23 protein-coding genes are annotated in these 22,682 nt (G+C 54.7%); 13 read left to right on the forward strand and 10 right to left on the reverse strand.

What is annotated here, in order from left to right; genetic code table 11:
• The first annotated feature begins 208 nt into the window (after positions 1 to 208).
• Both TH2_RS16280 and TH2_RS16285 read left to right on the forward strand, forming a co-directional pair.
• Positions 209 to 1,156: a diacylglycerol/lipid kinase family protein gene (locus tag TH2_RS16280; RefSeq protein WP_008891534.1), complete on the forward strand. Its 948-nt coding sequence runs from the start codon at positions 209 to 211 to the stop codon at positions 1,154 to 1,156.
• 305 nt (positions 1,157 to 1,461) lie between these two features.
• Positions 1,462 to 3,459 carry a methyl-accepting chemotaxis protein gene (locus TH2_RS16285; protein WP_051007656.1) on the forward strand — a complete coding sequence of 666 codons (1,998 nt, stop codon included), beginning with the start codon at positions 1,462 to 1,464 and terminating at the stop codon, positions 3,457 to 3,459.
• Between the two features lie 95 nt (positions 3,460 to 3,554).
• Here the strand turns inward: TH2_RS16285 and TH2_RS16290 are convergent, their stop codons facing one another.
• Complete coding sequence (locus TH2_RS16290) at positions 3,555 to 4,904, reverse strand: TldD/PmbA family protein (protein ID WP_008891536.1); 1,350 nt, start codon at positions 4,902 to 4,904, stop codon at positions 3,555 to 3,557.
• Between the two features lie 224 nt (positions 4,905 to 5,128).
• Here TH2_RS16290 and TH2_RS16295 point away from each other — a divergent pair, with 224 nt between their 5' ends.
• Genes TH2_RS16295 through TH2_RS16305 form a run of 3 tightly spaced genes read left to right on the forward strand, consistent with a single transcriptional unit; the run spans position 5,129 to position 6,313 of the window.
• On the forward strand, positions 5,129 to 5,722 hold the full coding sequence (locus TH2_RS16295) for a hypothetical protein (RefSeq protein ID WP_008891537.1): 594 nt from the start codon (positions 5,129 to 5,131) through the stop codon (positions 5,720 to 5,722).
• 58 nt (positions 5,723 to 5,780) lie between these two features.
• Complete coding sequence (locus TH2_RS16300) at positions 5,781 to 6,023, forward strand: type II toxin-antitoxin system CcdA family antitoxin (protein WP_008891538.1); 243 nt, start codon at positions 5,781 to 5,783, stop codon at positions 6,021 to 6,023.
• Positions 6,023 to 6,313, forward strand: a complete 291-nt coding sequence (locus TH2_RS16305) for a CcdB family protein (protein WP_008891539.1) — start codon at positions 6,023 to 6,025, stop codon at positions 6,311 to 6,313. The genes TH2_RS16300 and TH2_RS16305 overlap by 1 nt, the downstream gene beginning before the upstream one ends.
• A 3-nt stretch (positions 6,314 to 6,316) precedes the next feature.
• Here TH2_RS16305 and TH2_RS16310 read toward each other — a convergent pair whose 3' ends face one another.
• Together TH2_RS16310 and TH2_RS16315 are read right to left on the reverse strand one after the other, a co-directional pair.
• Positions 6,317 to 7,843, reverse strand: a complete 1,527-nt coding sequence (locus tag TH2_RS16310; RefSeq protein ID WP_008891540.1) for a UbiD family decarboxylase — start codon at positions 7,841 to 7,843, stop codon at positions 6,317 to 6,319.
• Positions 7,844 to 7,961: 118 nt separating this feature from the next.
• The gene (locus TH2_RS16315; RefSeq protein WP_008891541.1) at positions 7,962 to 8,435 is read right to left on the reverse strand and encodes a hypothetical protein; all 474 of its coding nucleotides are present in this window, start codon (positions 8,433 to 8,435) and stop codon (positions 7,962 to 7,964) included.
• A 257-nt stretch (positions 8,436 to 8,692) separates the two neighbouring features.
• Between TH2_RS16315 and TH2_RS16320 the strand changes: the two genes are divergently transcribed.
• Together TH2_RS16320 and TH2_RS16325 are read left to right on the forward strand one after the other, a co-directional pair.
• Entirely contained in the window at positions 8,693 to 9,049 is a 357-nt protein-coding gene (locus tag TH2_RS16320) for a DUF4170 domain-containing protein (RefSeq protein WP_008891542.1), read from the forward strand.
• Between the two features lie 14 nt (positions 9,050 to 9,063).
• Positions 9,064 to 9,789, forward strand: coding sequence for a hypothetical protein (locus TH2_RS16325; RefSeq protein ID WP_008891543.1), 726 nt, complete (start codon positions 9,064 to 9,066; stop codon positions 9,787 to 9,789).
• On the opposite strand, the gene TH2_RS16330 is transcribed toward TH2_RS16325, so the two are convergent.
• On the reverse strand, positions 9,786 to 10,493 hold the full coding sequence (locus TH2_RS16330) for a class I SAM-dependent methyltransferase (protein ID WP_008891544.1): 708 nt from the start codon (positions 10,491 to 10,493) through the stop codon (positions 9,786 to 9,788). The two genes, TH2_RS16325 and TH2_RS16330, sit on opposite strands and share 4 nt — an antisense overlap.
• Positions 10,494 to 10,524: 31 nt before the next feature.
• Positions 10,525 to 11,478 (reverse strand): 4-hydroxybenzoate octaprenyltransferase, encoded by a 954-nt coding sequence (gene ubiA / locus TH2_RS16335; RefSeq protein ID WP_008891545.1) that lies wholly within the window; start codon positions 11,476 to 11,478, stop codon positions 10,525 to 10,527.
• 60 nt (positions 11,479 to 11,538) lie between these two features.
• Between ubiA and TH2_RS16340 the strand changes: the two genes are divergently transcribed.
• Both TH2_RS16340 and TH2_RS16345 read left to right on the forward strand, forming a co-directional pair.
• Positions 11,539 to 12,339 carry a 16S rRNA (uracil(1498)-N(3))-methyltransferase gene (locus tag TH2_RS16340; protein WP_008891546.1) on the forward strand — a complete coding sequence of 267 codons (801 nt, stop codon included), beginning with the start codon at positions 11,539 to 11,541 and terminating at the stop codon, positions 12,337 to 12,339.
• A gap of 11 nt (positions 12,340 to 12,350) precedes the next feature.
• Positions 12,351 to 13,724, forward strand: coding sequence for a glutamate--cysteine ligase (locus TH2_RS16345; RefSeq protein WP_008891547.1), 1,374 nt, complete (start codon positions 12,351 to 12,353; stop codon positions 13,722 to 13,724).
• Between the two features lie 78 nt (positions 13,725 to 13,802).
• Here TH2_RS16345 and glpD read toward each other — a convergent pair whose 3' ends face one another.
• The 5 genes from glpD to phnD all read right to left on the reverse strand — a co-directional run bounded on the left by glpD (position 13,803) and on the right by phnD (position 18,824).
• The gene (gene glpD / locus TH2_RS16350; RefSeq protein WP_008891548.1) at positions 13,803 to 15,323 is read right to left on the reverse strand and encodes a glycerol-3-phosphate dehydrogenase; all 1,521 of its coding nucleotides are present in this window, start codon (positions 15,321 to 15,323) and stop codon (positions 13,803 to 13,805) included.
• Between the two features lies 1 nt (position 15,324).
• The gene (phnE, locus tag TH2_RS16355) at positions 15,325 to 16,149 is read right to left on the reverse strand and encodes a phosphonate ABC transporter, permease protein PhnE (RefSeq protein ID WP_008891549.1); all 825 of its coding nucleotides are present in this window, start codon (positions 16,147 to 16,149) and stop codon (positions 15,325 to 15,327) included.
• A complete protein-coding gene (phnE, locus tag TH2_RS16360; protein ID WP_008891550.1) occupies positions 16,143 to 16,949 on the reverse strand; it encodes a phosphonate ABC transporter, permease protein PhnE in 807 nt (268 codons plus the stop codon). The genes phnE (TH2_RS16355) and phnE (TH2_RS16360) overlap by 7 nt, the downstream gene beginning before the upstream one ends.
• Positions 16,946 to 17,743 carry a phosphonate ABC transporter ATP-binding protein gene (gene phnC / locus TH2_RS16365; protein WP_008891551.1) on the reverse strand — a complete coding sequence of 266 codons (798 nt, stop codon included), beginning with the start codon at positions 17,741 to 17,743 and terminating at the stop codon, positions 16,946 to 16,948. The genes phnE (TH2_RS16360) and phnC overlap by 4 nt, the downstream gene beginning before the upstream one ends.
• 82 nt (positions 17,744 to 17,825) lie before the next feature.
• Positions 17,826 to 18,824 (reverse strand): phosphate/phosphite/phosphonate ABC transporter substrate-binding protein, encoded by a 999-nt coding sequence (phnD, locus tag TH2_RS16370; RefSeq protein ID WP_008891552.1) that lies wholly within the window; start codon positions 18,822 to 18,824, stop codon positions 17,826 to 17,828.
• A 157-nt stretch (positions 18,825 to 18,981) separates the two neighbouring features.
• Here phnD and TH2_RS16375 point away from each other — a divergent pair, with 157 nt between their 5' ends.
• The 4 genes from TH2_RS16375 to TH2_RS16390 all read left to right on the forward strand — a co-directional run bounded on the left by TH2_RS16375 (position 18,982) and on the right by TH2_RS16390 (position 22,588).
• Entirely contained in the window at positions 18,982 to 19,827 is an 846-nt protein-coding gene (locus TH2_RS16375) for a DeoR/GlpR family DNA-binding transcription regulator (protein ID WP_064782141.1), read from the forward strand.
• 161 nt (positions 19,828 to 19,988) lie between these two features.
• Positions 19,989 to 21,386, forward strand: coding sequence for a class II fumarate hydratase (gene fumC / locus TH2_RS16380; protein ID WP_008891554.1), 1,398 nt, complete (start codon positions 19,989 to 19,991; stop codon positions 21,384 to 21,386).
• 155 nt (positions 21,387 to 21,541) lie between these two features.
• Entirely contained in the window at positions 21,542 to 22,015 is a 474-nt protein-coding gene (locus TH2_RS16385) for a DUF2946 family protein (protein ID WP_008891555.1), read from the forward strand.
• A 75-nt stretch (positions 22,016 to 22,090) separates the two neighbouring features.
• Complete coding sequence (locus TH2_RS16390; RefSeq protein ID WP_008891556.1) at positions 22,091 to 22,588, forward strand: copper chaperone PCu(A)C; 498 nt, start codon at positions 22,091 to 22,093, stop codon at positions 22,586 to 22,588.
• Positions 22,589 to 22,682 lie beyond the last annotated feature (94 nt).

The raw sequence follows: 22,682 nt of genomic DNA on the forward strand, positions 1-22,682 counted from the left end.
CCGTATCCTGCCAAAAGGATGGCTGGAATTCGACAGTTTGTCTTGCCGAATACTGTTCCAAGCCAGTATCGGTTTAAAACAAATCGTTCGATTATATAACCCGTTCACAGAAATTTCGCAGTTCTGTAAAGCAACTGTTACATGTTTTATTTCATATGGTAGGTGCTGTGAAAAATTTATTTCATTTTTATTTCGGAAGTGGGTCCAAATGACCGATGCGGATGTGACTGTCATCTTCAATCCACGTGCCGGTGGCAATAAACAGCGGTTTTTATCCCAGATATTGCAACATGCCGGCATCAAGGTGGAGTTGCTGCAAACCACCCATCCCGGTCACGCCCGCGAACTGGCCCGCAAGGTCCGTGCCCATCAACGTTTGTTTGTTGCCGGAGGCGACGGGTCCCTGAATGAGGCCTTAAACGGATTGCTTGATGCCCAGATTGACGGGCACGAGGTCCCGCCACTTGGCATTATCCCGCTTGGAACGGCCAATGTGCTGGCAGTCGAGGTTGGGCTTGAAATCCGGGCACGCGCGATTGCCGACTATATTAACAATCCCGGCATGGTCTGGGTGCGTCCGGGACTGGTTAATGGCCGGGCGTTCTTTTTGATGGTCGGCATGGGGGCCGATGCCGATACGGTTGCCAATGTTTCGCTGCGCCTCAAACGCCTGATTGGCAAGGGGGCCTATGTTCTGGAAGGCCTTCGCAACATCTTTTTCCCGCGTCATCGTGATTTTGAAGTCAGTATCGGTCGGGAAAATTATCGGGTGTCGGGCGTGGTTGTAACCCATGCGCAACATTACGGCGGGGCATTTGTCATTTCGCCCGACGCCAGCCTGACCGCCAACAGCCTTGATGTGGTGCTGATGCCGGGCAACGGTATCGGGGCCTTGTCACGTTATGGTCTGGCACTGACGCTTAATCGGTTGCATGCCCAAAGTGACGTTTCGGTGGTTCGGGCGGAGCGCATCACGATCACCAGTCATTGCGGACCAGCCCCGCTTCAGATTGACGGCGAAAGTGCCGGTAAACTGCCGTGCGAGATCAGCTTGTCCCCCTATCCTGTGCGATTGATGGTGCCGCCGGCTTATGCCGAACTGTCTTCGATGACCGATCACCCATCACCTGATCTGCTTCGGATCGCTGCAGATTAAAAGAAATCGCTTCCAAACTTCATTCCTCAGGCTGTCGGGTTGTCTTGGTCAAACGCCTGGATTTCTGCGCTTTATTACGCATCTTTGATGGAATGCTAGTGGGTTCTTGAAGTTGAACTTCTTTTTTCCAATTTAATTATAAGGGGATAAGTGCGTGCCCCCTCTCCGTTTGAGGATATTGGGCACCGAGACAATTCCGCTAGATCGCATCGGTGAGCGTAGATGGTTGTCTTCGCCTTACAAGGAGTTTGACGATGGTTTCGGGGTCCTCTGCTTTGGTTCTCAACTCAGGTGTGTTGGCTAACATGCGAATAAAATCAAAAATTCTGGCTGGTTTTACCGTGGTGCTGGCAATTCTGATTGCCGCACTTGGTTTCGCTTATTTCACCTTCGTTGCGGTGTCACATGATGTGGATGAGTACGCCCATTATGTCGAAGAGGCATCATTGATCGGCGAGATCGAGACGCAGTTCCTGCGCTTTAACAATCATGCGCGTGAATTTGCCAATACGGCTGATCCGGCAGATGCCGACGCCGTCTTTACCTATGCCAAGCAGCTTGAACTGATGCTTCAAGACGCGCAGTCGCAATTCATGGTCGAAGAACATCGCAATCGCATCGAACATATTGCGCATGAGCTTGATGTTTACCTTGAAAGCTTCACAGCCGCCAAAAGCCTGAGCGACGAATACCATTCCCTGATCCTGGATCGCCTTGAGCCGGACGGGATCAAGATCGTTGCCGATCTCGACAAGCTTGTTGCCCATGCGCAGAACACCGGCGATCTTGAGCTCCTCAAACGCTCAGTCGCGGCCCGTGAACATGCACTTCTGGCAAGGTTGTATGCCAATATCCTGATTGGCCGTCAGGATGACAGCTTTGGGGCGAAATCCGCCGATGAGTTTGCAAAGCTTGAAACCGCATTGGGGCAAATCGGCAATCAGCCGCTTACGGGTGACCTGAAAGCTGTGCTGGATGATGCCAAGAACCTGTTTGCTGATTACCGCGAAGTATTCGACAAGATCCGTGCCGATGAACTGGAAATTGTCGCCACGGTCCACGGGACCATGCGCGAAGCATCCGAGGGCATTATTGCCGATGCCGAGGCCCTGAAACAGGAACTGGCGGTGGCAGAGCACAACATCTTTGAAAAGGTCGTCGCCGAAATCATTCTGGCAGAAAAGGAAATCCTGATCGCATCAATTGGCGGTGCCGTTCTTGGAATGGTTCTGGCCTGGGTCATGGGGGATCGTTTGTCGCGTCCGATCACTGCGATTACGACCATCATGCGCAGGTTGGCGGATCATGATCTGGGCGTTGAAATTCCCGGACAGACCCGCAAGGACGAGATCGGCCAGATGGCACAGGCGGTTCAGGTGTTTAAAACCAACGCCATCCGCAATGACGAACTCGAAGCCGAAGCCCGTGCGCAGGAAGAACGATCCAAAGAAGAGCAGCGGCGGTTCATGAACCAGACTGCGGATAGCTTTACCAACAGTGTGGGCAGCATCATCGAAGCCGTTGCCGCCGCCGCGGTTGAACTTCAGGCAACCGCAACCGGTATGTCGCGTATTGCCACAGCCGCGTCCGAACAGACAACGGCGGTTGCATCCGCCAGTGAACAGGCAAGTGGCAATGTCGATTCTGTTGCCTCTGCGACCGAAGAGCTCAACAGCTCAATCGAAGAGATTAACCGACAGGTGATCTTCTCGACCGAGGTCGCCAAAAGAGCAGTTGATCAGGCCCGCGAAACCATGCGCGGTATTCAGGAACTGGTCGAGGCATCCAACAATATTGATCATGTTCTCAAACTGATTGCCGATATTTCCGATCAGACCAACATGCTGGCCCTGAATGCCACGATTGAAGCATCGCGGGCAGGGGATGCGGGCAAGGGATTTGCAGTTGTCGCCAACGAAGTCAAAACCCTGTCGGCCCAGACTGCCAAGGCCACTGAGGAAATCCGAGAACAGGTCAACAATGTTCAAAGTCGAACCGGCTTTGCCGCCAGCCAGATTGATCTGATCAGTAAAACCATCAGCGAAATGGAAGGCATTGTTGCCTCGATTTCCTCGGCTGTTGAGCAACAGTCGGCTGCAACCCGCGAGATTGCCTTTAACATCGAACAAGCCGCAACCGGTGCAACGGTTGTGAGCTCCAATATCGTTACGGTTTCTCAGGCCGTAACCGAGGCTGGCTCTGCGTCCAGTGACGTCTTGTCAGCTGTTAGCACCTTGTCTGAGAACTTCACTACCCTGAAAGGTGCCACTGACAGTTTTGTCAGTACCATTCGGGCTGCCTGAGCACCCGGATACCCGAAGTACCCAAACTTAAAACGCCCGGTCAAATCGACCGGGCGTTCTTTTTTTGATCAGTTGGCAATCAAAGGACGATGGGATTACTGCCCGGCCAGCGTCATGCCGTCAATGCGAAGGGTCGGGGCGTTGGTGCCGTATTTGAATGTCAGGTCATTGGCCGGAACAACGGTCTTGAACATGTCTTTGAGGTTGCCCGCTACCGTGATTTCCGACACCGGATAGGCCAGTTCGCCATTTTCAATCCAGTACCCCGACGCACCGCGCGAATAATCGCCCGTCACACCATTTACGCTGCTGCCGATCATCTCGGTAATGTAAAGGCCCGACTTGATATCCTTGATCATGTCTTCGGGCGAAATCGTGCCCGGTTCCATGTACAGGTTGGTGGTCGATGGCCCCGGCAGGCTTCCGGCCCCGCGCGATGCGTTACCGGTTGATTTCAGGCCAAGCTGACGGGCCGAACGCAGATCCATGATCCAGGTTTTCAGGACACCGTTTTCGATCAGATGGCGTTTCTGGTTTGCCACCCCTTCGGCGTCAAACGGTTTGGAACGCAGACCACGTTTGCGGTGCGGGTCATCAATGATGTTGATATGGGGCGCGAAGATTTCGCTGCCCATGGCATCGAGCAGGAAGCTGGTGCCACGTGCAATGGCGGAACCATTAATCGCCGATGAAAGGTGCCCGACGATAGATGCCGAAACGCGCGGATCATAGATCACCGGGACCTGCGCGCTTTTGACCTTGCGCGGGTTCAGACGACGCAGGGTTTTTTCAGCGGCCTTTTTGCCGATATCGACCGGATCGCGCAGATCGGTCGAAAAGACTGCGCTGTCGTAATCATAATCGCGTTCCATGCCTGTGCCGGTCCCGGCCAACACCGACACCGAAATATGGCAGCCCGACCCGGCATAGGAATTGGCAAAGCCGTTGGTGGCTGCAAGCGTGATCTGATGGCGGCCCCAACCGGCTTCTGATCCTTCGGAATTGGTGATGCCGTCGACGGAGCGCGCGGCCTCTTCACAGGCGCTGGCCCATTCGATCAGTTTGTCCTGATCAACCTCGCCCGGCTCGCACAGTTCAAGTGCTTCGACATTGAAGGTTTCGGCAAGTTCACTTGGGTCAGCAATACCGCAATAGGGATCTTCGGGGGCATTTTTGGCCATCGCAACCGCACGTTCGACCAATTCGGCAAGGGCGGCGTCACTGGTATCCGATGACGATACAACAGCCTGTTGCTTGCCAATCAGAACCCGCAGGCCAAGATCGGCCCCCTCGGAACGTTCAAGCTTTTCCATCTTGCCCAGACGCTGGGCAACCGAAAGCGATGTGCCTTCGACATAAACGGCATCGGCATCGTCTGCACCGGCCTTTTTTGCCTGTGCGAGAAGGTCATTGATGCGATCAAGTGTCATGTCGGTCTTGGGCATGGAGGCTCCCTTGTATCGGAATGTGTTTCTTACGTTATAGGGGGCACGAACGTTTTCGCATAGACCCGAAACAAAAAGCTGGTTTTGGTCTAAAATTCCTGCCTTGTTTCAGAGGTGGCAGGACGAGGGACGAATGGCAAGGCCCGGTCAATGACAGATTTCAAACGGCTTTCTGTTATAGTCAAACAAACAAGTGCTACTGGCGCCAGATAAACGGGAACGCAATGAACAAGCAGAAAATTCTTTCCGGGCTTAGTGTGGCTTGCCTGATCGGATTGCTCAGCCCTGCATTCGCAGATGACAGCAAGACTGTGATGAAAGGCTGGGATGAAAATGGTGTATGGGAGCTGAATGCGAATGGCGAAACCGATCCGGTTTCAAGCGCACAGTTCTATTCCGAAATGCGCAGGCAGGGCGGACAATATGCCCGAAATTACCGCCATCAGATGCTTGCCGGTGATTTTACCTGTGACGGCGTGCTTGATCGCATCGCCGGATGGGTTGACCTTGATAACCCTGATGGCCCGTTTTTCGCACTGTTGTTTGTGACCAACCATGGTGCCAAAGATCACAGTGAAATCCGTTACATTCCGTTCAAGCAGTCCGAGCAGTTTGCCCTTTGTGTCTTTGATGAAACGGCACCACCAGTGCTGAGCTGGCAGGAAAACAGCACTGAATACATGGCCGAAGTTATGGGGGATGCGGATATGTGCAATTTCGCCATCCGCGTTGATGATTTCATGTGTGATGCGCCGCAGTTTTTCTATTCCGAGAAGCCGGATGAAAATGGCGATCACTGGAAGTTTTTCAGAAATTGAGCTTGGTGTGGTTTCCTGATAAAGTATGCGCATAAATATGCACATGGAGCTTGCGTAAATGACCGCAGATGTCAAAGCCAAGCAGCGCAAGCCGACAAATGTCAGTCTTGATGCTGAATTGTTGCAAGAGGCCAAAAAACTCGGGATCAATATTTCGCGCTCAGCCGAGTCAGGTTTGCGTGATGCGATTTCGATGAAACGGGCTGAACTTTGGAAAGAGCAAAACAAGACAGCCCTTGAAGCCAGCAACAGCTATGTCGCGAAAAACGGCATACCTTTGGCCAAACATCGGAAGTTCTGATGGCCAAGGGGGATATTTGCCGTTTCGAGGATGGCTATATCGTCGATGTGCAGTCGGATCTGCTTTCTGATTTGCAGACACGGGTTGTCGTGCCCCTGAAACCAATTGCCGAATATGCCTTGCCAGCCGAGCGGCTAAATCCTGTAGTTCGGATAAGCGGCGATAACTGGGTTTTGCTGCCGCAGTTTATCGCGACGGTTGGTCTGGCAGAAATTGGTGAGAAAGTTGGTGAGTTCGAAGATAGTTTCGTCCTCACCAACGCACTCGATATGGTCTTTCACGGCTTTTAGCGATCAGTCCCGCCAGATTTTCTTGCCTGTTCCGGGCAGGCCATAGCGTTCCCATTTCTGATCGACACGGTCGATGATGTCATCATCCATATAGATCTTTTCGCCCCATTCACGGTTGGTCTCGCCGGGCAGCTTGTTGGTGGCATCAAGGCCAAGCTTGCCACCAAGGCCCGAAACCGGGGATGCGAAATCAAGGTAGTCAATCGGGGTTTCGGTGACGGTTGTGATGTCACGCACCGGGTCCATCCGCGTCGAGATCGCCCACATGACATCCTTCCAGTCACGGACATCAATGTCGTCATCCACGACAATGACGAATTTGGTGTACATGAACTGCCGCAGGAATGACCAGACGCCCATCATCACGCGCTTGGCGTGACCGGCATAGGCCTTCTTCATCGAGACAACCGCGATGCGATAGCTGCATCCCTCTGGCGGCAACCAGAAATCAACAATTTCCGGGAATTGTTGCTGCAAAAGCGGCACGAACACGTCATTCAGTGCTTCGCCCAGAACCGATGGTTCATCTGGCGGACGGCCGGTGAAGGTCGACAGATAAATCGGCTTTTTGCGCATGGTGATGGCAGTCACGGTAAAGACCGGGAAATCTTCGACCGAGTTATAATAACCGGTGTGGTCGCCATACGGTCCCTCGGGCGCATATTCATCAAGCGATACATAGCCTTCCAGCACGATCTCGGCCGTGGCCGGAACCTTGAGCGGGACGGTTTTACAATCGACCAGTTCGACCTTTTCACCGCGCAGAAGGCCAGCAAACTGATATTCAGACAGGGTATCAGGCACCGGGGTGACAGCGGCAAGGATCGTGCCCGGATCAGCGCCAAGAACGATGGCGGCAGGCAGCGGTTCACGCTTTTCCTGTTTCCAGCGCGCATGATGCTGCGCGCCGCCGCGATGTTTAAGCCAGCGCATGATGGTTTTGTTTTTGCCCAACACCTGCATGCGATAGATGCCAAGGTTAAACACATCGCGCTTGTCACCACCCTTGGTGCCCGCACTTGGCCCCTGGGTCACGACCAGCGGCCAGGTGATCAGCGGGCCGGGCTCGCCGGGCCAGCAGGATTGCACCGGAATTTTCGAAAGATCGATGTCATCACCCTGAAGGACCACTTCCTGACACGGGGCCTTCGAAACCGTTTTGGGTTTCATCGCCATTACGGTTTTGGCCAGGGGCCACATGGAGAAAGCTTCGCGGATGCTGGCTGGTGGCTCGGGCTGTTTGAGGAATGCCAGCGTTTCGCCGACTTCGCGCAGTTCTTCGGGTTTACGGTTCATGCCCGCCGCAACACGATCAACCGTGCCAAAGAGGTTGACCAGAACCGGCATGTCATATTTTTTGCCGTCATCACCGACAACATTTTCAAACAGAACAGCAGGACCACCTTCGGCGAGAAGGCGCGTCTGAATTTCTGTCATTTCAAGGTTAGGGGAAACCGGTTCTGTCACGCGGACAAGACGACCGGTTTTTTCCAGCGCATCCATGAAATCGCGAAGGGAGTTGTAAGGCATGGCCACCGCAATCTGTCAAAAAGGTTGCCTCACGGATTAATACGGAGCTTGCCCGATGTCCAGCATCCACTGCCATCTGCCTTGTCAAATGGCTGTGGATGCTGGTCCGGGAAGGTGCCTAGCTTTGGGTGTAATATGCAACAACGCCATCGTTATCTACGGTGGCAAGCTGGCCCGACTTGGTCAGTACCCTAGTGCAATCGTCATCAACGTTGTCATTTTTGTTCCAAAGGCACAGATACTGGCCTTCTTCGATGGTCCACAGTTTCTCTGTCATACCGCGTTCAGCATCCTCATCCACCCATGTGATCGAGGCGACACCATTGTCAAAATAGGTCACGCTGACATTGGTTTCTTCTTCGTGATCACGATAAGAAAAGGTCTGCCCGCTAAGTGCCTGGATTAATGATGTTCCCGCAAGTGGTACATATCCCTCGGCGACCACAGAAGTCGCTGCTTCAGCCATTTCTTCGCTTTCAATGTCGATATTCGAGGCGGTGCCATTTGTTCCGCATGCCGAAAGCGACAGGGCTGCAACCATTGATGCCATGGTTACCAAAGCAATACGGCCAGGCTGTTTGAAGTTCTTCATTTCGCGTTCCTTTTCCTGAGTTCTCCTTGAAATTACTATCGCCACTCACGACCTGACGACAGAAGAGCGAAAGACAAGCATGAAAGGGGAAAAGGCCTGTCCCTGACGCTTATGCGGCAACCAAAAGGCAAGTTTGACAAAATTGAAGCTGTCAGAACGTGTCATGTTTCGCTATACAATTGCCGCAGACAGGAGTCGTTCAGAACCACCCTGAACGATAGATCGCACAACCTATCACAAGCATGAAGGACGCACAGATGGCCAAGTACTGGGTTATCGGGGGCACCTATCAGGATACCGGTTTTGATGCGCCAATTGGCGAAGAAACCAAAGTTGGTCCGTTTGGCAGCTTCGAAGACGCCGAAAAGGAATGGTCGAAAATGGCCTGGCAGTCGGTTGATGACGCGAATTCGCGGTATCGGATCGAACGCCTTGAAGAATACTGGGTTGTCGGTGGCGAATATGAAAGCACCGACTTTGAAACCCCGGTTGGCGGTGAAGAAGAACGTCATGGCCCGTTTGCCACGTTTGGCGATGCAGAAAAGGCATGGTCGAAACTGGCATGGCAGCATGTTGACGACTGCAATTATCGCTATCGTGTCGTCGAAGGCTAAGCCGGACGACCAATATGTTTTCGATATCTGATGCGCATATGATCACGGATCCCGTGTTGCGCGACCAGATCGAACAGCATCCACGCGCGCAGGACCTCCTGCCCTATTCTGCGCCGGACCACGACTTTCTGTTTCGTGGTCGTGACGTGGTTGCGATCGAGCCATCAGACGTCGCGACTGCGACAAGGGGCAGGACACCGGTTCTGGCCGTCGGGTCCAATCGTGCGCCGGTTCAACTGACCCGAAAATTCACCCATCAGAACCTGTCAGATGAAATTCCGGTGACCCATGGCTGGTTGGCACATCATGATATTGTCTATTCAACGCACATAACCGGATACGGCGCGGTTCCGGCAACGCTGGCACCATCACCGGGTACGCGCGTGCGTGTTTCGATCACCTGGCTGACGCCGACACAACTTGCCCATATGCATGTCACGGAATCCGTTCCGGCGCACTACACCTATCAGCAACTGCATGGCGGTGATCTTGATCTCGATTGCGGGGTCACACCCGATCACATCGGCATGTATCAATCCGCGCGTGGGCATGTTTTTGATCAGGGCGCGGTGTTTGCCTTGTCTGCGATTGAGGCCAGAGATCGCCGGTTCACATCCCTTGATCAATGGGAAATGATGGCACTTTTCGCCAAGCGTGCCGGGCAAGTCTTTAGCCCCGCATTTGTCCTGCGTGTCATTGACGATCCGGCTTTTCGCCGTCTTGTTGTCGAACAGGATTAATCACGGTCCGGCAAAAGCTGCCAGATGCGGGTGAACTTGGTGTCGGTGTCCTCGACCGCGACATCGACCGGCACGTCATAGGTTTCAAGTTCGTCGATGTTATGTGTCGGCGCATAGGTCCGGCCGGGGTCGGCCAGGATGACCTTGGTGCCAAGGCGGGCCTCAGTCATCAGCCACTGCAAAACGGCATTTGCCATGTCCTGCTGATAACAGACGTCGCCGGCAAAAATCACATCCCAACGCTTTTGCGGGGCCGACGTGCCAACCAGATTTTCGGTCGTCGTCGGGATTTCAACACCATTATGTTTGGCGTTCAGCCTTGTGGCGGTAATCGCCACCGGGTCGATGTCGTTGGCAAGGATTTCTGCGGCATCAGAACGGACGCAGGCAATGGCCTGCATGCCGCCACCACAGGCGAAATCAAGCACCCGCTTGCCGCGCACCAGTTCCGGGTGGTCAAGGATATAGCGCGTGATTGCCTGCCCACCGGGCCAGGCAAAGGCCCAATAGGGTGGCGGGATATCAAGCACACCCAGAATATCCTCGGTCGCCTGCCAAAGCGGGGTGATGTGGGTTGCCAGATACATCTCGATTTCCGGTGCCAAAGGCACGCGGGCCGGTACGGTGAATGTTTCGATCAGATCGGCAAATTGCGGATCGTCGACATCGGGCACCAGTGCATCGGCGAAGACATTTACGCTCATTGGCGGTTTACCTTGAAAAGGGGGTATCGGGTTATGCGTTCGCAATCAGATGCGAAAGCACGATGGCAGCAAGTACCAGTAATCCGTAATCGCGGTTGGATCTAAACCGCTTCAGACAATTGGCCGCGTCGTCAAGCTTGACGGTGGCAACCTGCCAGCCAAGGTGAATGCCCGCCAACCCCAGCAAGACAAAATAGGACCAGTGCAAACCGGCCAGCATCCCCGAAACGCCCAGCAAAAGCGTGGTCATGGTATAGAACCCCTTGGCCCATTTCGGCGTCGCATCGCCCAAACGCAGTGCCAGGGATTTCAGGCCGATCTTGGCATCATCATCCTTGTCCTGATGGGCATAGATGGTGTCATAGCCAAGCGTCCAGAAAAATCCCGCCGCATACATGGCAATGGCGGCTGGCTCCACCGTGCCGGTCACAGCCGCCCACCCGACCAGCGCGCCCCAGTTAAAGGCAAGGCCAAGGCAGGCCTGCGGCCAATAGGTGATCCGCTTCATGAACGGATAGGTGATGATGATCGGGATCGAACAGATGCCGACAATGATCGCCTCGATCCGGAATTGCACCAGAATGCCAAGTCCCAGCAACATCATGAAGCCAAGGAACAGCAAAGCCTGCCACACCTTGACCTGACCACTGGGGAGCGGGCGGGTGGTGGTGCGTTCGACCTGACCATCAAAATTGCGGTCGGCCAGATCGTTGATCACGCAACCGGCACCCCGCATGATCACGGCGCCCACCCCGAACAGCGCCATCATGATGACGATCTGTTTGGTGGTGATGGCATCGGTTAACCCGCCTGCCATGGCGGTGGACCACCAGCAGGGCAAAAGCAAAAGCCAGGTGCCAATCGGGCGATCAAGGCGCAGAAGTTTCAGATAGGGCCGCACAGCTTCGGGCATGAAACGATCGATCCAGCCATCCTTTGGCATATCGTTCTTGCTGGTCTGTATTGGCTGGTTGACCTGTGTCATAATTGGCCTATCTGATAAAAAACCATTTCAAGATGCCGTAAAACGGCTTTGGGGACCTCTATGACTGCTGATGCCACGCGCGCCCGCCAACGCCTTTTCGTTCGGGATCCTATCACGGCTGATAGTGAAATCGAACTTGCTCCCGAACAGTCTCATTACCTCGAACATGTCATGCGCCTCAAGCCCGGAACACCGGTAAAAATTTTTAACGGCCTTGATGGTGAATGGCTTGGCACGATCAGCGAGCTTCGCAAAAAGAAGGGGCGGGTTACGGCCGAGCAGCAATTACGCGAGCAAGGTCAGGAGCTTGGACCGACTCTTGTCTTTGCGCCGATCAAAAAGCAGCGGCTGGATTTCCTGATCGAAAAGGCGGTCGAGCTTGGCGTTGAAAAACTTCAACCCGTCATCACCCAGCATGGCATCACCGATAAGGTGCGCCTTGATCGTTTGCAGGCACAGGTTGTTGAGGCGGCCGAACAGTGTGAACGCCTGACTGTGCCTGAGGTTTGCGAGCCTGTGCGTCTTTTGGATTGGGTCGCAAATCTGCCGGAAAATCACCGTCTGCTATTTTGTGATGAAACAGGATCGGGGTCACCAATTGGTGAAGTGCTAAGTCAGCTATTGGCAAAGGGCGCTGGCTCGTTTATCGACAATACCAATGTTGTTAACCATGCAATCGTGATTGGACCCGAGGGCGGCTTTAGCGCCGACGAACTTGAACGTATCCGCAAACAGCCTTTTGCAACGCCTGTTAGTCTTGGCCCGCGCATCCTGCGTGCGGAGACGGCAGCGATTGCTGCATTGACTGTGTTTCAGGATCGCATCGGCGATTGGTCTGCCCGACCAGTTACGAGAGATTAGGGGAAGCCCTTATGACTGTCAGCGCCTCCACTGGTGACAGCCCGGTAATTGAAAGCCGGCGCCAGCTTGTCGAATGGTTCGAGTCCGGCTGTACGCCAAAAAAAGACTGGGCCATCGGCACCGAACACGAAAAATTCGCCTTCACCCGCGATGATCTTCGCCCCATCCCCTATGAAGGGGAACGCGGGGTCAAAATGCTGCTCAATGCCCTGGCCGAACATTATGACTGGGAACCGATCATTGAGAACGGCAATGTCATTGCACTGACCAAGGACAAATGTTCTGTCTCGCTCGAACCGGGCGGACAGATTGAACTTTCAGGTGCGCCGCTTAAAAACATTCACCAGACCTGTGGTGAAGTGCACACCCACCTGCACGAAGTCCGCGAGATTTGCGACGGGCTTGGCATCGATATGCTGGGTGTCGGCCATAATCCGAAATGGAAACGTGAAGATATCCCGTGGATGCCCAAGGGCCGCTACGAGATCATGAAAAATTACATGCCCAAGGTCGGAAACCTTGGGCTGGACATGATGCTCAGGACCTCGACCATTCAGGTCAATCTGGATTTCAGTTCCGAAGCCGACATGGTCAAGAAATTCAGAACGTCTCTGGCGCTTCAGCCAGTGGCGACCGCCCTGTTTGCGGCGTCCCCGTTTGTTGACGGCAAGCCAAGCGGCTTCTTGTCGGCACGGTCGAACGTCTGGACCGATACCGACCCGGATCGTTGTGGCATGTTGCCATTCGTGTTCGAGGACGGTTTTGGCTTTGAACGCTATGTCGACTACATGCTCGATGTGCCGATGTATTTCGTCTATCGCGACGGCAAGTACATTGATGCAGCAGGCAAGTCGTTCCGTGATTTCATGGATGGCAAACTTGATGTTCTGCCCGGTGAACGCCCGACCATGAATGACTGGTCTGATCACATGACGACGGCGTTTCCGGAAGTGCGGCTTAAGAAGTTTCTTGAAATGCGCGGCGCCGATGGTGGCCCGTGGAAACGCATCTGTGCGTTGCCGGCCCTTTGGGTTGGTTTGCTTTATGATGATGCGGCCCTTGATGCCGCATGGGATCTGGTCAAGGACCTGTCGGTTGCCGAGCGTGAAGCGCTTCGCAACGATGTTCCGCGCACTGCCCTTGCCACCCCGTTCAAAAAAAGCGGCACGGTTCAGGATCTGTCAAAAGACGTTCTGGCGATTTCCCGTCAGGGTCTTAAAAACCGTGGACGCATGGACAGCTACGGCGACGATGAAGGCCATTTCCTTGATAGCCTTGATGATGTCGCACAAAGCGGTCGCACCCTGGCAGAGGAATTCCTTGATAAGTACGAAACCGAATGGAACGGCTCGGTCGATCCGTTGTTCAAGGAATACGCCTACTAAGGCCAACGAATACGCAATAAAAAAGGGCAGTGAATTCACTGCCCTTTTTTGATGTTTGCAGGTTGCTCGTTTTGAAGGTTACTGCGCAGCCCGATCAAGCCGGGTTTGGGCGGCAAACCATTTTTCGATGGCATCGACCTGATCAGGCTGCATCCCGAGGCCAAGTTTGGTCCTGCGCCACAGAACATCTTCTGGGCGACACGCCCATTCATTGGCCATCAGGTAGCGGAGTTCCGCTTCATAAAGGTTCGGCGCGACTTCCGGGCCCAAATCGCCAAGCGATGTTGCTGTACCAATGATTTTGCGGATTGCCGTGCCGTAGCTTCGCACCAGCCGATACAGCAATGCGCTTGGCAACCAGTCATAGGTTGCCTTGGCCTTGGCAAGGAACGCATCAAAATCGCCGTCGGGCATGTCGCCACCGGGAAGGATGGCATTTGCCGTCCAGTCCTTCGCATCGTTGCCCAGAACCGGGGCCAGTTTTTGCATCGCATGTTCGGCAAGCTTGCGATAAGTCGTGATCTTGCCGCCATAGATGGACAGGATCGGTGCCGAACTTCCGGTATCGCCGGTATCAAGATCGAACACGTAGTCGCGGGTTACCGCCGACGCATTGTCGTTCTTGTCATCATAAAGCGGTCGCACCCCGGAATAATCCCAAACCACGTCCTTGCGGTTAAGCGGTTTGGCCAAATAGCCATTCACCAGATCCAGCAGATAGTCGATTTCCTGATCGCTGATTTTGACCTGTGCCGGATCGCCGTTATAGGCAACATCGGTGGTGCCGATCAGGGTATAGTCCTGCTGATAGGGGATGGCAAAGGCAATGCGCCCGTCGCCATTCTGGAAGATATAGCAATGATCATGGTCATGAATGCGCGCAACCACAATGTGGCTGCCCTTGACCAGTCGAAGACCGGCGGCCTTTTTGCCAAGCCCGGCATTTTCGACCATCTCGGTGACCCACGGCCCTGCGGCGTTGACCACGGATTTTGCACTGACCGATTGCGGGGCACCATCGGGCCCGATCAGTTCGGCATTCCAGTGATCGTGATGACGCACCAGTGATGCACATCTGGTGCGGGTTCGGATATCAGCCCCACGTGCCTGTGCGTCCTGTGCATTGAGGACCACAAGTCTGGCATCATCCACCCAGCAATCGGAATAGGAAAAACCGCCGGCGTAATCAGATTTCAACGGTTGGCCTTCCGGCGTGCCGTTAAAGGAAACCGCACGTGATCCGGGCAGGCGTTTGCGCTTTGCCAGATGGTCATAAAGAAACAATCCGGCACGCAGCATCCATTTCGGACGCAAGCCCCGGTGATGGGGCAAAACGAACGTCAAAGGCCAGATGATATGTGGGGCAGCAGCCAACAGAACTTCGCGTTCCTGAAGTGCTTCGCGCACCAGACGGAACTCGTAATGTTCAAGATATCGAAGACCGCCATGGATGAGTTTGGTCGAGGAAGAAGAGGTGGCCGAGGCAAGGTCGCGCTGTTCGACCAAAAGAACAGAAAGCCCGCGACCGGCGGCATCACGGGCAATACCAGCCCCGTTGATGCCGCCGCCAACGACCAGAAGGTCGTAAGTTCCGGTCACGTTAGATCACCTTTTTACGCAGGTAAGCTGAAATGGCTTCGCCAATAATGACCAGACCAATGATTGCCAGAAGGATCGTGGCAACCGTTTGCCATGCAAAAGTATCAATCGCCCCCTGAAGGATGATGCCGATACCGCCAGCACCGACCAGACCCAGAACCGTACTTTCACGCAGGTTGATGTCCCAGCGCAGGATGGATACGGCAAAGAAGGTCGGCATGACTTGCGGAATGACACCATAAACCAGAATCTTGAAGCGCGATGCGCCAACGGATTCCAGTGCCTCGATCGGGGCACGGTCGATTTCCTCGATTGCTTCGCCCAGCAATTTGCCAAGGAAGCCAAGCGACCGGAAAATGATGGCCAGAATACCGGCCAAAACACCCGGTCCGAACACAGCCACAAACAGCAGCGCCCAGATGATGGTGTTGACCGAACGCGATGACACCAGAATGAACCGGCCAAGCCAAAGTGTGAAACGGTTCGGCGTGGTGTTCTGGGCTGCGATCAGTGCAATCGGCAGGGACAGGAACACGGCAAAGAAGGTCGCAATGGTTGCGATATTGACGGTTTCCAAAAGCGTCCAGCCGATTTCCTGCCAGCCTTCAAGTGATGGCGGGAACATGCGGGCAAACAGATCGCCCATCTGTTCCGGCGCATCCCAGAGCCACGGCCAGATGATATTGATCGTCGACAAGGACCAGACAACGGCCAGCGCGACCAGTGCGGTCAGGCCATAACGCCGCCAGCGTTCCTTGGTGGTGTAGCGGGACCATTCGCGGTTGGCGATTGCTTCCGGTCCGGTAGGTTGTGTGGTGGCTACCATAGGTTCCTCCTGATCCGGCCGCTGATGGCCTCGCTGACAAGGATCACACCGATGATGCAAAGGGTAATCGCCAGCGCAAAGTCATAGTCGTAACGCCCAAAGGCATTAAGAAGGGTCGATCCGATACCGCCCGCACCAACGATGCCAACAATGGCAGAGGCGCGCAGGTTGCTATCAAGCTGATAAATCGAAAGACCGATCTGACGGGGCATGATTTGCGGGATCACAGCATAGAGAAGGGTGACGAATGTCGCCCCGCCAGCAGCACGGATCGCCTCGACCTGTCCCCAATCGATTTCCTCGATCCGTTCGGCCAGCATTTTGGCAACGAAACCGATGGAATAGACCGTCAGCGTCAGAATACCTGCCAGCGGGCCAAAGCCGACAGCTTTGACAAACAGGATGGCGACAATGACCGGGTGGAAGGAACGGGCAACGATGATCACGCCACGCCCGATGGTATAAAGCCATTTCGGTGCGATATTTGACGCCGATGCAAAGGCAATCGGAACGCTGAGTGCCAGACCAAGCAGGGTCGAGACAATGGCGATCTTGATGCTTTCCATAAAGCCGTCAAACAGCAACTCGCCACGGATAAAGCTTGGCGGGAAGGCGCCCTTGAAGATGCGGATCGCACGCGGGACACCGTCCTGGATGCGCTCCCAGTCGAATGGCAGGGTTGTGATGGCCCACCAGACATAGGCAACAACAGCAATCAGAAGACCCCAGCGCAACATCGGGTTGGCAATAAAGGGGGGCTTCTTCCATGTGCGGCCCGTTTTTTGAACGGTGCTGCTCATCGTGCGGCGACCTCACGCAGGTGGGTGCTGCTTTCGGCGTCGCCGCGTTCTTCGGCGGGCACACCGGCATAGATATCGTCCATGGCGTCATTGGTCAGGTCGACCGGCTCGCCATCGAAAATAATGCGGCCAAAGCGCATGCCAACGATCCGCTGGGTATATTCCTTGGCTTCGTTGACGTTATGAATGTTGATCAGAACCGGCAGGTGCAGCTCGGATGCGAGCGCGCGCAACAGTTCCATGATCTGACGCGATGTTTTCGGATCAAGCGATGCGGTCGGTTCATCGGCCAGCAGGATTTCAGGTTCCTGCATCAGGGCGCGGACCACACCGACACGCTGGCGTTCACCGCCGGAAAGTTCATCGGCACGTTTGTCGGCATAATGGGCGATCCCGACGCGTTCCATCAAATGAAAGGCGCGATCAATGTCTTCCTGCGGATATTTGCGCGTCACTGCGCGCCATGCCGGAAGATAGCCAAGGCGACCGGATTGGACGTTTTCCATCACCGTCAAACGATCAATCAGGTTGAAGCCCTGAAACACCATGCCGATGCGACGGCGTGCCAGACGCAGTGCCTTGCCTTCAAGCTTGGTCAGTTCCGTGCCATTGAGTTCGATGGAGCCCGAAGACGGTTCGACAAGACGGTTGATACAACGCAGCAGGGTACTTTTGCCCGCACCTGATGCGCCGATGATGGAAACAACACTTTCGCCCGGCACTTCAAGGTTCAGGTTCTTCAACACTGCCTTTTCTTCGCCATAGCGTTTTACAAGTTCTTTGATACGCAGCATTGCGTTACCCCGAATGAAATGGGTGGCACAGGGCCTGCCAAGGCAGGCCCTGCAAAGTTCGGATCGATTGGAAAATCAGGAATTACTTCAGGTTGTCCGGGGTGTATTTCACACCGTTGGCAGCCTGAATTTCGCGGATAACCGCCCAGTCTTCCTGATAGGTGATCGGCAGGAACTTCGACACACCCTTGAATTCTTCACCAAGGGCGGTGCCCTTCATGTCAAAGGTAAAGAAGGCTTCCTTGATCTTTTCGACCAGTTCCGGCTTCAGGTTGTAGGCATAGTTGAACGAAGTGGTCGGGAAAGGCTTGCTTTCATAGATGATTTTGACTTCGTTCGGATCATAGAGATCGCGCTGGGCCATACGTTCGACAACTTCGGACGCGACCGGGGCGGCGTCATAGTCACCGGCGACAACGCCCAGGATCGACTGATCGTGCGAACCGGAATAGACAACTTCGTAATCCTGTTCAGGAACGATGCCCTGACCCGGAAGCAGTGCACGCGGTGCAAGGTTGCCCGAGTTCGAGGTCGGCGAGGTATGGGCAACGCGTTTGCCCTTAAGATCAGCCGGGGTGTTAATACCGCTGTCGACACGGGTGTAGAGCTGAAGCGTGTAACCAAAGCGGCCATCATCCGCACCCATCAGGGCAAACGGAACCGCACCGGCAAGGTTGACGGCAAACGGGGTCGGGCCGGTCGAGAAGCCGGCAACGTGCAGGCGGCCTGAACGCATGGCTTCGACTTCTGCCGAGTTCGACTGAACGGCAAAGAAGTGAACGTCCTTGCCGGTGACTTCTTCAAGATGCTGCAGGAACGGGTCCCAGATGTCGGCATAAACCGCCGGGTCTTCGACCGGGGTATATGCAAAGACAAGGGTGTCCGGATCGACCTGCTGGTCTGCGGGCGGGGCATCGGCAACAAGGTCGCCGTCCATGTCGCAATACATCGGGTCAAGATCGCCGCGTGCGATGCAGTCATCTGCCGCCGCGGCCGGGGTGGATGCCATGCCGACCATGCCGATTGCGGCAAGGAGGGTGGTGAGCTTTAAGCTGTCGGTTTTTTTCGGAATTGAAAACACTGTTTTCGAACCTTTCTTCCCTGTGAATGACGGCTTTCCGCCGTTTTTGAATGTGGTTTTGTTGTTTTTATTGTTGCTTTAATCAACATTATGAATTTGAAAAAGTTGGAAAATCAACACAAAACTGTAACAAAAGGTTTCGCTCAGGATTGCTAAGATGCCTGCTATTGGCACAAAACCGGCCATAATTGAGGGGGATGTGGCTTTGCGTTTGGGAAAAAAAGAGCGGCAGCGTCGTATTCTGCAAGAGTTACAGGTTCACCCTCATGTGAGAGTTGCCACACTTGCAGAGCGATTCGATGTTGCAACCGAAACCATCCGCCGTGATCTTGACGCGCTGAGCCGCGATGGATTGATCAAACGCGAGTTCGGCGGCGCATCGGCCCGACCCATGGGCCATCAGCCCGATCTGGCAGAACGCCAGTTATCGGCGGTGGCCGGGTTTGAACGGATTGGCATGCTGGCGGCCGACATGGTGCGGTCCGGCGATGTGGCAATGATTGATGCCGGATCAACCGTGGCCCAGATTGCGCCGTTTCTGGCAGCCCGCACGACAAAACTGCCACGTACGTTTCTAACCAATTGCTATGCGGTGGTGCATGGCATGGCAGAACTTGCCGATCATGACGACGTTTTAATGTGTCCGGGCCAGTTTGATCGTCGTGAAAACGCGGTCTATGGCAATGATACCGTCGAATATCTGCGCCGTTTCCACGCCAATATTGCCTTTATCGGGGCATCGGGAATTTCGCGGCAGGGCTTTAGTGACGTCAACCGCCGGGCGGTGGCCGTTAAACGCGCAATGATGGAACGATCAGACGAAACTTGGCTGATGGTTGATCATACGAAGTTTGATCAACGCTATCTGGAAAATGTCGCCCCGCTTGAGGCCCTTACCGGCATCATCACGGATCGCCGACCCGAACCGGAATTCGCATCCCAGCTTGAACGGGCGGGAATACGGCTTTTGGCGTGGTGCGATGAAAAACATGGTCTGGCCTGAACCGACTGGCCTGAACCGATAAATAGATCCGTCAAACCGCAATTTGGTCGCGGTTGAGTTTGCGTTCGTCCTGATTCCAAACCATATTTCCCGGCACAGCGCGTTATTGTGTTGAATGCCGGGTTCCCGCCCCGGTCAGTTTGTTTCTGACACGGAGGATTATGATCGTGACCAATCCAGTGACCACCCGTACCGAACAGGACACCATGGGCGAAATTGATGTGCCTTCTGATCGGTATTGGGGGGCGCAAACCCAGCGATCCAGACAGAATTTCCGCATTGGCGGTGAACGCATGCCAGATGCGTTGATCAAGGCGTTCGGGGTCCAAAAACTGGCCGCGGCGCGCGCCAATGCCGCCCTTGATAATCTTGATCCCGAATTGGCCAAGGCGATTGAGGCCGCCGCATCCGAAGTGGCCGAAGGCAAGCTCTTGGATCACTTCCCATTGGTTGTCTGGCAGACCGGATCGGGTACCCAGACCAACATGAACACCAATGAAGTCATCGCCAACCGGGCGTGCGAGATTTTGGGCAAGCCGATGGGCAAGCGCGAACCGGTCCATCCCAATGACCACGTTAATCGCGGCCAGTCATCGAATGACAGCTTCCCGGCTGCCATGCATATCGCCGCCGTGGTCGAGATCGAGGAAAAGCTGAAACCCGCCCTTAAGCACCTGCGCACGACCCTGGATGCCAAGGTCGAAGCATTTGGCGACATTGTCAAAATCGGCCGCACCCATATGCAGGATGCGGTGCCCCTGACCCTGGGGCAGGAATTTTCCGGTTATGCCGCGCAAATCGCACTCGGGCTGGATCGGATCGACGATGCGCTTAAACGCCTGCGCAAGCTGGCGCAGGGCGGCACGGCCCTTGGTACCGGGCTGAATGCGCCGGATGGTTTTGATGTCGAGTTTGCCAAACAGGTGTCAAAGATCACCGGGCTTGAGTTTAAAACGGCGGAAAACAAGTTCGAAGCACTGGCCGCCCATGATGCCTGTGTCGAGATGTCGGGTGTCATGAATGTGCTGGCGACGTCGCTGATGAAAATCGGCAATGATATCCGTCTGCTTGGATCCGGGCCGCGTTGTGGTTTGGGTGAACTTGTCCTGCCCGCCAACGAACCCGGATCCTCGATCATGCCGGGCAAGGTCAATCCGACCCAGGCCGAGGCATTGACCATGGTCTGCGCGCAGGTGATGGGCAATCATGTTGCGGTCACGGTTGGTGGTTCGAACGGTCATCTGGACCTTAACGTGTTCAAGCCGGTTATCATTTATAACCTTCTGCAATCCATCCGCCTGATTGCCGATGCATCGGTCAGCTTTGCCGATAACTGCATTGCCGGGCTTGAGGCCGATCAGGAAAAGATCGCGCATTATGTCGAACAAAGCCTGATGCTGGTGACCGCCTTGGCACCGCATATTGGCTATGACAATGCGGCGGCGGTGGCCAAAAAGGCGCACAAGGAACGCAGTAGCCTGAAGGAAGCCTGCATCGCGCTTGGTTTCCTTGATGGTGATCGTTTTGATGAGCTGGTTCAGGCCCGCGACATGATCTGATGTGATGTTTTAAAGCATCGAAAAACAAGGCCGGGCGCGATGCCCGGCCTTGATGTTTCCGCATCATGAAAAGTGTGAAGACGTCAGGACGAAACAGACCCCCTGCAATGATCAATGTCATTGCAGGTGTGGTTTAAATCGGGCATATCCAACCCATGATCACGTGCAATCGCCATAACCGCCGTTCGGGCGGAATTTCCCTGCGCCGTGTCGTTCAGACATGGCTGGTGGCGTTTGTTGTCCTGTTTGCGGGTGTCACCCAGTCCGGGCTTGTCCCGGCATTGCTCAGCGGGCAGGCCACCGGTATTGCGACCGCATCCGCAGCGGAAATTGCGCCAGGTGGTGATTACGTTCTTATTTGCACCCCGGCGGGCATCAAGCTTGTATCTGCTGATACGCTTGATGGTGTCGTGGCATCAAATGCGTCCGGTCAGGCTGACGAAATGCCGGCCCACGCGTTTTGCCCGCTTTGTGCAAACCATCATGGGGCGATGGCGGCGATTGATTTGCCCTATGTCGCGCCAGTGCCGGTCATTCATGATGTCAGCTATGCCAAGGCGGTTGCCTTTGTCGCGGTCAATGACATCCCGCGCGGTCGCCATTCCCGGGCACCCCCGGTTTCCATCTGATTTCAAAGACTGATCAAAACACGATTACTGAAATCGCTGACCTGCGGATGCAGGCTGCTTATTGGATGGAATATCATGAAAAAGCTTTTTGCAATTGTTGCGACCGTGGCGTCGCTGTTTATCGTCACCAACGCCTTTGCCGCCGATATCGAAGTCAAGGATGCCTGGGCCAAGGCATCCAAGGGCATGGTGCGCAATGGGGCGGCCTTCTTTGATGTTGTGAATACCGGGGCTGCCGACCGCATTGTTAGCGTGCGCAGTGACCTTGCAGAACGCACCGAACTTCACACCCATATTATGGAAAACAATGTCATGAAGATGCGCCAAGTTCAGGGCGGCGTTGACGTGCCGATGCATGGCTCTGTGCAGTTCAAACCGGGCAGCTATCACGTCATGTTCATTGGTCTGAACAAGCCGCTTGAAGAAGGCGAGAAAATCGACATCACGCTGGAATTCGAGAAGGCCGGTGATGTGCCTGTGACCATTGATGTTCTTAACACCATGGCGATGGGGCCGAACGGTGGTGCCGGCATGGGGCATGGTCATGGCAAGATGAAAATGAACAGCAACTAAGGTTGCGCTGCCACTCAATATTCAAAGGGGGAAGGTTTGCGCCGACCCCCTTTTTTCGTCATGATGGGACAACCAAAACGGTCGGTTACAGGGA

The sequence above is a fragment of the Thalassospira profundimaris WP0211 genome, from assembly GCF_000300275.1.
GTDB classification, from domain to species: Bacteria; Pseudomonadota; Alphaproteobacteria; order Rhodospirillales; family Thalassospiraceae; genus Thalassospira; species Thalassospira profundimaris.

Excerpts from the sequence above, each read along its gene's own strand:
- TH2_RS16285 (WP_051007656.1), top strand. The coding sequence starts at position 1,462 with ATGCGAATAAAATCAAAAATTCTGGCTGGTTTTACCGTGGTGCTGGCA.
- TH2_RS16305 (WP_008891539.1), top strand. The coding sequence starts at position 6,023 with ATGGCCAAGGGGGATATTTGCCGTTTCGAGGATGGCTATATCGTCGAT.
- TH2_RS16345 (WP_008891547.1), top strand. The coding sequence starts at position 12,351 with ATGACTGTCAGCGCCTCCACTGGTGACAGCCCGGTAATTGAAAGCCGG.
- TH2_RS16310 (WP_008891540.1), bottom strand. The coding sequence starts at position 7,843 with ATGCCTTACAACTCCCTTCGCGATTTCATGGATGCGCTGGAAAAAACC.
- TH2_RS16280 (WP_008891534.1), top strand. The coding sequence starts at position 209 with ATGACCGATGCGGATGTGACTGTCATCTTCAATCCACGTGCCGGTGGC.
- TH2_RS16290 (WP_008891536.1), bottom strand. The coding sequence starts at position 4,904 with ATGCCCAAGACCGACATGACACTTGATCGCATCAATGACCTTCTCGCA.
- TH2_RS16300 (WP_008891538.1), top strand. The coding sequence starts at position 5,781 with ATGACCGCAGATGTCAAAGCCAAGCAGCGCAAGCCGACAAATGTCAGT.
- TH2_RS16295 (WP_008891537.1), top strand. The coding sequence starts at position 5,129 with ATGAACAAGCAGAAAATTCTTTCCGGGCTTAGTGTGGCTTGCCTGATC.
- phnE (WP_008891549.1), bottom strand. The coding sequence starts at position 16,149 with ATGGTAGCCACCACACAACCTACCGGACCGGAAGCAATCGCCAACCGC.
- TH2_RS16385 (WP_008891555.1), top strand. The coding sequence starts at position 21,542 with ATGATCACGTGCAATCGCCATAACCGCCGTTCGGGCGGAATTTCCCTG.
- TH2_RS16315 (WP_008891541.1), bottom strand. The coding sequence starts at position 8,435 with ATGAAGAACTTCAAACAGCCTGGCCGTATTGCTTTGGTAACCATGGCA.
- ubiA (WP_008891545.1), bottom strand. The coding sequence starts at position 11,478 with ATGACACAGGTCAACCAGCCAATACAGACCAGCAAGAACGATATGCCA.
- phnE (WP_008891550.1), bottom strand. The coding sequence starts at position 16,949 with ATGAGCAGCACCGTTCAAAAAACGGGCCGCACATGGAAGAAGCCCCCC.
- TH2_RS16390 (WP_008891556.1), top strand. The coding sequence starts at position 22,091 with ATGAAAAAGCTTTTTGCAATTGTTGCGACCGTGGCGTCGCTGTTTATC.
- TH2_RS16325 (WP_008891543.1), top strand. The coding sequence starts at position 9,064 with ATGTTTTCGATATCTGATGCGCATATGATCACGGATCCCGTGTTGCGC.
- phnC (WP_008891551.1), bottom strand. The coding sequence starts at position 17,743 with ATGCTGCGTATCAAAGAACTTGTAAAACGCTATGGCGAAGAAAAGGCA.
- TH2_RS16320 (WP_008891542.1), top strand. The coding sequence starts at position 8,693 with ATGGCCAAGTACTGGGTTATCGGGGGCACCTATCAGGATACCGGTTTT.
- TH2_RS16340 (WP_008891546.1), top strand. The coding sequence starts at position 11,539 with ATGACTGCTGATGCCACGCGCGCCCGCCAACGCCTTTTCGTTCGGGAT.
- fumC (WP_008891554.1), top strand. The coding sequence starts at position 19,989 with ATGATCGTGACCAATCCAGTGACCACCCGTACCGAACAGGACACCATG.
- TH2_RS16375 (WP_064782141.1), top strand. The coding sequence starts at position 18,982 with ATGCCTGCTATTGGCACAAAACCGGCCATAATTGAGGGGGATGTGGCT.
- TH2_RS16330 (WP_008891544.1), bottom strand. The coding sequence starts at position 10,493 with ATGAGCGTAAATGTCTTCGCCGATGCACTGGTGCCCGATGTCGACGAT.